Raw genomic sequence first — 7,176 nt, 5'->3', positions numbered from 1 at the left:
CTTGCTTCTGAATATGTAATAAATATTGAACCTTTTTTAGTCATGAAAAATCCCCTCCAAGTAATAGTGTAACATCCATGTATGTACATGGTCTTTTTACACTGTCTACTTAAAGGGGATAATATCAATCACAAGTGGTCTTTTTCTATATACATTTTGTAATTGTTCGATTACGTTCTCCGCTTCTTTCATGACACGTTTCACTACGTGCTGAGCTGATTCCGTTCGTGCTAATGATGATGCTTGTCCCGCCCAAAGCGACATATACTCTTCCTTATTTTGCTTCGCTGCTTCTTGACGTATTTTTGAAGTTAATACGTTTTGCACTGGATACATCGGTAAATTCTCTTCTCTTCCTTCATGTTTCTCTATAAATTCATTGCGAATACCCCGTGCATATTTCCCGGAAAACGCACGGGTTACCGTTGTACTCGTATCTGTACTATGTAAAATCGCTTTTTTATATACGTCATGCGTAATACTTTCTTCACTCGTTAAAAAGGCTGATCCCATTTGAACAGCTTCTGCCCCTAACGCAAATGCCGCAACAAGTCCTTGCCCATTCATTACACCACCTGCTGCGACAATCGGGATATGAGGTACTTCCGCTACTAATTGCGGGATTAATGCAAATGTACCAATCATCGCATCTTGTTCTTTCCCAATAAACGTTCCTCTATGCCCTCCTGCCTCACTACCTTGCCCGGCGATAATATCTACCCCTAACTCGGCAAGTGCTTTCGCTTCCGCTACATGGGTAGCTGTTCCGATAATTTTTATCCCTTCCCTTTTCAAAGCATCTATTTCTTCTTTTTCTAACGTTTGAAATGCAAAACTAACGACTGGTACCTTTTCCTCTAATAATACTTGTAATTGTTCTTTATAACTTTTTGGAAGTTTTAAAGTCTTTTCTTCCTCTATACCTAATTCTCTATTCACTCCTCTAAGTAATACTTTCGCCTCGTTTACCTTCTCTTCTTCTATCTGTATCTCTTTCGTTAAAAGTAAATTAACACCGAAAGGCTTATTTGTTAGTTCCCTTATTTTATAAATCGCTTCACGGATTTGTTCTGGGCTCATATACCCTGCTCCAAGCGTACCTAATCCTCCGCTATTACTCACAGCTGCAACGAGTTCTGGCGTTGTAATCGCTCCTGCCATACCTGCTTGAATGATGGGATACTTAATTTGTAATATACCTATTACTCGACTTGTAAACATCATTTTCCCTCCTACTTTCCTTATATCTTCTTTATATGACATGCTTTCCCCTTCTTTTACAAGGATTGAACTTTCGCTCAAGCGAATATATTGAAAGAGAAGGAGGCTGAGAACAATGATTTATCCAAATGCGTTAAAAAAAGGTGATACAGTAATGATTATTGCACCGTCTGGCCCACCAACACTTGATAATGTATTAAAAGGCGTGAACGTATTAAAAGAGATGGGATTATCCGTAATAATTGGAAAGAGTGTTTATGAAAAATATGGATATTTAGCTGGAAGTGATCAAGTTCGTCTTGATGATATACATGAAGCATTTACAAATACTGAGGTCAAAGCAGTCTTTTGTGCACGAGGTGGTTACGGAAGCGCTCGCCTTCTCCCTTACATTCAATATGAAATCATTCAACGGAATCCAAAGATTTTTTGGGGATATAGCGATATTACGGCTTTACATACTGCCTTTTCACGTTATGCAGAGCTTGTAACTTTTCATGGTCCAATGATTGAAGAATTAGGAAAAGGTATAGATTCTCTCTCTTTATCTTCTTTCAATCAACTATTCCATCCGTATTCATCTATCTTATATGCATCAGAATGTATCGTACCTACCTCTCCATGTACAGTTACAGGTACATTAGTTGGAGGGAATTTAACTGTGTTAACAAGTATAATTGGCTCGCCCTATGAGATAACTACGGCAAATAAACTTTTATTGCTTGAAGATATTGGTGAAGAACCGTACCGCATTGACCGGATGTTAAATCAACTACTTTTATCTGGACAGTTTAATGAATGCAGTGGCGTTATTTTTACAAGTTGTCACGACTGCACTCCTTCTAAACCGTCCCAATCATTGCAAACAATATTATATGAATATTTCACGCCATATAATATACCTGTGTTATTCGGTTTACCGATTGGACATATAAGTCCAAATATCGGTATTCCCCTCGGAGCTACAGCAACGATAAATACAAATAACAAAACTGTTTCTATTTCTTCTGGTATAGCCACTCCCTGTTCAAATTAAAAAGGAAAAGCAGCTAAGCTTTTCCTTTTACTTATAATAATTAAAGATTCGTCCTGATGCTATATCTGCGATTTCTTCTGGAATAAATGTTTTACTCATATCTGTTCCAACATTTAATACAGCTGTCGCATCTTTCTCCATGCTACCAAATAATTCTTTTCCACGTATCGTAATAAGGGGTGTCCCTTCTGGCAACACATCTTTTACAAATTCCAATTGTGTAAAGAATGGAACGATCCATCTATCTTCCCCTTGGAAATGACGTAAACGAAGTGTGCCTTCTGTTGCCCCGTCCGCAGCTTCTAATGAACCAGCAACATAAAACTCCGTTGATAAGAGCAATTCATAAAATTCCTTTTGCTTTTGTTTATCATCCCCTGCTAAAACGAGTACTTCTTCTATTTTCTTAACTGGAATTTGCTCCATATGATGACACCCCTATTTTCAAAATGATTATACTTAGATTATACGAAATATTCTTATTTTTTTCTACATAATTCTGCAATTATTTTATCGAAATAGTTTTTAATATTTCTTTTGTCGTCACAATAGCAGCAAATTCATCATGCAAGTTTACAAGTGTCATATTGTGAATATCCTCCTAGTTAATTGGGCTGTAATTGAAACAGAAAACCAAGTTGCTGCGAGGCAGTAATAAAACAAATATAGGCACAAAGCTCTACAATTTCTTTTTCAGTCCAATATTGTTTTAATATATGAAACATATTATCATCTATCGCCTTTTGGTCATGAACAAATGCATGTGCAAAAGTAACTGCTACGCTTATCTCCTCTATTTTTTGCACGTCATCTGGTCTTCCCTTTGCCATACAGTACGGACATTCATTCCCAAACGCTAATGTTCTTCTTACTTGCTCCTTTAACTCTGCGGAAAGGACCCCTGTACTATACAGTGTATTCTCTAACGTACTCCACGAATTTAATATATCTGGATTATGACCTAATAATTTTTGAAACTTTGTATCTCCTACATTTGATAATGTAATTCTCTCCATCATTTCCCCTCCTATTTCCTTCTTTTTTATTGTAAAATAAATAAAGTTCACTTTACATTTCATATGAATCTTAATTTATAATTTTTCTTTACAAAAATCATCATTTTACTGGAGGTATATTTACAAATGCAATTAGACCGTGTTGATCGAAAAATTTTAAATGAATTATATAATGATAGTCGCCTTTCGATGCGCGAATTAGCAAAACGAGTAAACTTATCGGCTCCGTCTACTACAGAACGTGTTCGTAAACTTGAAAGTGAAGGAATTATTCAAAAATACACAATCGATATCGATTATAAAAAAGCAGGACTTGTTTTAGATTGTATTTTAGAAATCACTTTAAAAAATGGTGATACAACACGTATGCAACAGTTTATTCAGTCTTATCCATCTGCAAGTTTTTGTTACCGAGTAACAGGAAGCTTATGCTACATTGTAAAAATCTCTGTTCCTTCACTCGTTGAACTTGAAGAATTTATCAATGATGTTTCTTCATATGCAACGACAGTTTCTCATATCGTATTATCAGAAGTAGCTCTTACTCCGGACATTGAACATATCTTCCCAGAAAATTAATTCATCTTTATTCACAAAAAGAGTAAAAACCTCTTACATTTAGAATAAAAATAATATATCATGTATTAAAATACATAAAGTTCGAGAAAGGGGCTTTACATTGAAAATCTGGTTTTATGAAAAAACGGCACAATTAGATGACTTGCTTGGTATTTGGGACAATGTTCCGACCATCCCTCGAATTGGTGAAAAAGTTGAACTTCTAAAAACAGTTCGGATCGTTACAGATATTAAATATGTAAAGAACGGTAATAATTTTCGTGTAGAGATTATTACAAATTAAAAAGTAGCTCTTTAGGAGCTACTTTTTAATTATCTATTATGCGCTTTCTTTATAACAATTTTATCTTCTTCTACAGAAACTGTTACATAATCATTGTCTTCTAACCGAAGCTTATTTACAGCTTCATCAGGTAGTTCTACAGCCATCAATTTATCTGTTACTATCACTTGGCTATATATTTCATTTTCTTCTGATGTATTCGCTACTTTTTCTTCATTTATGAAACGAACCGGTGGCACACCAACTTCTTTTACTGTACGCCATTGTTTCCAAATATAAGGGATTAACCAAAGTAACCCGACGATCGCAAGCCCAATGCCGATCCATAAATTACTTTGTGCTTGTAATTCCGTAATCGAGATTGTGTCACTTCCCTCTCCACCTACAAATTGCATACTCGTTGCAATCAAATTATTTAGAGCATGCACAGCAATATTCGTCCATATATTTTTTGTCTTTATGTATAGAAGGCACATAATAACACCGAACATGAAAGCACCGATAACATCAAAATGTCCTAGTCCAAAAATAAGAGAGGATATAATAACCGCTCGTTTAATCCCCCATTTGTAAGCCATTCGCTGTAAGAAAAACCCTCTAAAAATAACCTCTTCCATTATTGGGGCTAATACACATGCTGAAATGAAAGTAAATATCGTCATGTATATGTTACTCGTATTAATTACATTTCCATCTTCTAACATGGTAACTAAGAAATTAGGTAAAGTATGTGCTAAAATATAAAATTGAATTTGGGATATACCGACTGCAAAAATCATTCCCATTATCGTTGCTAATACAATTAGCCCCCAATGTAAACGTCCAGGCTTATCAAAAAAACTTTTAAAAACAACATTATTTTTACTTGTTTTTAAATATAGCCACAATAGTGGAAATGCGAAAAAGATTGATATTTGTGACAGGAACTCTATCGTATTGTCAGAAGCACCTGATAAACTTAATGGAATCATAGTCAGGAACATCCCTATAATCATCCATCCAAAAAAACTACGTAGCCTTATACGTGAAAATGCATGTTGCATATGGAACACCTCCAGAGATGATATAAAGTGAAACTTTATTCAGTATTTTATGGGTAGCCCTTCTCCACAAATGGCCGAATAACTAAATTATAATATGAATATAGTTGAAAATCTTCCTATTTTTCTCACTTTATTCCGAATAATATACGTATTAAATTATATAATAACGATCCTATTTGATATACCATATCAATGTTCTTCAACTTAGTTACAATTATGTTCCTAAGTAAATATGTATCTGCCACACTTAAAAGCTACATAAATCAAAAAAGCTGGTTAATAAAAATCCCCGCTAACACGGGGATTTTTTCTACTATAATACGTCACGTTTTTGGAATAATACACTTGATGCTACAAGTAATACAGCAAAATATGCAACCACAAGTAATAATGAAGTTGTGAACGTAAATTCTGTAAATGGTGGTTCCATTCCACCGCTTACTAATTTATTACTGTCGTAAACACTTAAATTTAAATGGAAAAACACCACAAATTTCGCTACACCTTTTGCAAACATCATCAGTACCATATTAATTGGTCCTTGTAAGAAAAATAGGAACATCGTAATAATTAATGGTAATACAGAATTTCTAAATACGTTTGCTAAGAAAAATGCAAGCGTTGCAAAGAAGAACGGTGAAAGTAATTGATATAAAATAGATTTTATTACGATTCCTAATGTTAATTCTGTTTTACTACCATCCATTACAATTCCACCAATAATCATTGCGATTAACGTGCTAGCAAATATGATAAATAATATAGTAAGTAACACTGTAATATATTTAGAGAACAAAACTGTAATTCGTTTTCTCGGACGGATTAATAACTGCTTAATTGTACCTTTTTGAAACTCATCAGTAATTGTACGAGACGCAATCGTAATTCCAAAAATCGTTGCAAATAAGGTAATTAAACCCATATCTGAACTTACAAAATCTAAATATGATCCTTTAAACTCATTTCCTCCTCCCCATTTCAGCATCGCTAAAACTCCCAAAATCTCCAATGCTGCAATTACACCTATTAAAATGTACATACCTTTTTTCGCATGTAACTTTAAAAATTCATTTTGAATTAATTTAAACATTACGCTTTCACTCCCCCTGTAATCGCTAAGAATTCATCCTCTAACGTTTTATTTTGAACAGTAACGCCATATACAAGCACATCGTCATGCACAAGTTTTTTTACAAGTTGTGGAATTTCTTCTTTCGTTACAGATACTACAATTACATTTCCTTGCGCCTTACCTTTAATGATTTCATTCGCTTTTTGAACTTCATCTACTTCAAACGCTACAACTACTGCCTCATCATGTTTCGCTTTTTCATGTAAGTTGTACTCTTGTACAAACTCACCTTGCTTAATAATAACAACGCGATCACACATTAATTCAATTTCACTTAATAAATGACTTGATACAATGACTGCAATATTTTCTTCCTTCGCTAATCGTTGTAAATAGTCACGAATTTGGCGAATACCAGCTGGATCTAATCCATTTGTCGGTTCATCTAAAATTAATATTTTTGGTTGATGAAGTAACGCTTGTGCGATTCCTAGGCGTTGTTTCATTCCAAGTGAATATGTTTTCACCTTTTTATGAATGGCATGCTCTAATTCAACAAGCTTTACAATTTCAGCGATACGCTCTTTACTAATAGGTGTAATTGCCATGTTTGCAAAATGCTTCAAGTTTTGCATTCCTGTCATATAATCATATAACTCAGGATTTTCTACAATCGCTCCAATTTGCTCTAACGCCTTTTCACGCTCCGTGCGAATACTATGACCACAAATTGTAATATCGCCCTCTGTCATTGATATAAGACCTGTCATCATACGAATTGTCGTCGTCTTACCACTACCGTTCGGTCCAAGGAATCCGTACACTTCCCCTTCACGAACCTCAAATGATAAACCACGGATAATTTCTGTTCCACCAATCCTTTTTCGAACATTTTCTAATTTTACTACTACGTTTCCCAATGCTGA

General features: G+C 34.7%; 9 protein-coding genes and 1 pseudogene. 3 read left to right on the top strand and 7 right to left on the bottom strand.

Annotated elements, in window-relative coordinates; all coding sequences use genetic code 11:
- Window positions 1–105: 105 nt before the first annotated feature.
- Entirely contained in the window at window positions 106–1,263 is a 1,158-nt protein-coding gene (locus BWGOE10_RS06755) for an NAD(P)H-dependent flavin oxidoreductase (protein ID WP_070141424.1), read from the bottom strand.
- A 73-nt stretch (window positions 1,264–1,336) separates the two neighbouring features.
- On the opposite strand from BWGOE10_RS06755, the gene BWGOE10_RS06750 reads away from it, so the two are divergent.
- Window positions 1,337–2,257, top strand: a complete 921-nt coding sequence (locus BWGOE10_RS06750; RefSeq protein ID WP_070141423.1) for a S66 peptidase family protein — start codon at window positions 1,337–1,339, stop codon at window positions 2,255–2,257.
- Window positions 2,258–2,284: 27 nt separating this feature from the next.
- Here the strand turns inward: BWGOE10_RS06750 and BWGOE10_RS06745 are convergent, their stop codons facing one another.
- From BWGOE10_RS06745 to BWGOE10_RS06740, 3 genes and pseudogenes are all read right to left on the bottom strand, one after another.
- Window positions 2,285–2,683, bottom strand: coding sequence for an SseB family protein (locus BWGOE10_RS06745; protein ID WP_070141422.1), 399 nt, complete (start codon window positions 2,681–2,683; stop codon window positions 2,285–2,287).
- Between the two features lie 79 nt (window positions 2,684–2,762).
- Window positions 2,763–2,858: pseudogene (locus BWGOE10_RS29625) on the bottom strand (cysteine hydrolase); the annotation flags it as partial.
- Window positions 2,859–2,862: 4 nt separating this feature from the next.
- Window positions 2,863–3,276: a carboxymuconolactone decarboxylase family protein gene (locus BWGOE10_RS06740; RefSeq protein WP_171903098.1), complete on the bottom strand. Its 414-nt coding sequence runs from the start codon at window positions 3,274–3,276 to the stop codon at window positions 2,863–2,865.
- A gap of 123 nt (window positions 3,277–3,399) precedes the next feature.
- On the opposite strand from BWGOE10_RS06740, the gene BWGOE10_RS06735 reads away from it, so the two are divergent.
- The gene (locus tag BWGOE10_RS06735) at window positions 3,400–3,852 is read left to right on the top strand and encodes an Lrp/AsnC family transcriptional regulator (RefSeq protein ID WP_070141420.1); all 453 of its coding nucleotides are present in this window, start codon (window positions 3,400–3,402) and stop codon (window positions 3,850–3,852) included.
- Between the two features lie 100 nt (window positions 3,853–3,952).
- On the top strand, window positions 3,953–4,135 hold the full coding sequence (locus BWGOE10_RS06730) for a DUF3913 family protein (RefSeq protein ID WP_000707108.1): 183 nt from the start codon (window positions 3,953–3,955) through the stop codon (window positions 4,133–4,135).
- A gap of 29 nt (window positions 4,136–4,164) precedes the next feature.
- On the opposite strand, the gene BWGOE10_RS06725 is transcribed toward BWGOE10_RS06730, so the two are convergent.
- The 3 genes from BWGOE10_RS06725 to BWGOE10_RS06715 form a co-directional block, all read right to left on the bottom strand.
- Complete coding sequence (locus BWGOE10_RS06725; protein ID WP_070141419.1) at window positions 4,165–5,178, bottom strand: CPBP family intramembrane glutamic endopeptidase; 1,014 nt, start codon at window positions 5,176–5,178, stop codon at window positions 4,165–4,167.
- 313 nt (window positions 5,179–5,491) lie between these two features.
- Window positions 5,492–6,268 (bottom strand): ABC transporter permease, encoded by a 777-nt coding sequence (locus tag BWGOE10_RS06720; RefSeq protein ID WP_070141418.1) that lies wholly within the window; start codon window positions 6,266–6,268, stop codon window positions 5,492–5,494.
- Window positions 6,268–7,170 (bottom strand): ABC transporter ATP-binding protein, encoded by a 903-nt coding sequence (locus tag BWGOE10_RS06715; RefSeq protein WP_070141417.1) that lies wholly within the window; start codon window positions 7,168–7,170, stop codon window positions 6,268–6,270. The genes BWGOE10_RS06720 and BWGOE10_RS06715 overlap by 1 nt, the downstream gene beginning before the upstream one ends.
- Window positions 7,171–7,176: the final 6 nt, after the last annotated feature.

Origin of the sequence: Bacillus mycoides, from assembly GCF_001757995.1 — a bacterium.
Classification (GTDB): domain Bacteria; phylum Bacillota; class Bacilli; order Bacillales; family Bacillaceae_G; genus Bacillus_A; species Bacillus_A mycoides_B.
The sequence above is the reverse complement of the archived record's forward strand: the minus strand, read 5'-3'. Positions and strand labels throughout refer to the sequence as shown.

Coding starts and splice junctions, on each gene's coding strand:
- BWGOE10_RS06755 (WP_070141424.1), bottom strand. CDS start 1,263: ATGTCATATAAAGAAGATATAAGGAAAGTAGGAGGGAAAATGATGTTT.
- BWGOE10_RS06750 (WP_070141423.1), top strand. CDS start 1,337: ATGATTTATCCAAATGCGTTAAAAAAAGGTGATACAGTAATGATTATT.
- BWGOE10_RS06745 (WP_070141422.1), bottom strand. CDS start 2,683: ATGGAGCAAATTCCAGTTAAGAAAATAGAAGAAGTACTCGTTTTAGCA.
- BWGOE10_RS06740 (WP_171903098.1), bottom strand. CDS start 3,276: ATGATGGAGAGAATTACATTATCAAATGTAGGAGATACAAAGTTTCAA.
- BWGOE10_RS06735 (WP_070141420.1), top strand. CDS start 3,400: ATGCAATTAGACCGTGTTGATCGAAAAATTTTAAATGAATTATATAAT.
- BWGOE10_RS06725 (WP_070141419.1), bottom strand. CDS start 5,178: ATGCAACATGCATTTTCACGTATAAGGCTACGTAGTTTTTTTGGATGG.
- BWGOE10_RS06720 (WP_070141418.1), bottom strand. CDS start 6,268: ATGTTTAAATTAATTCAAAATGAATTTTTAAAGTTACATGCGAAAAAA.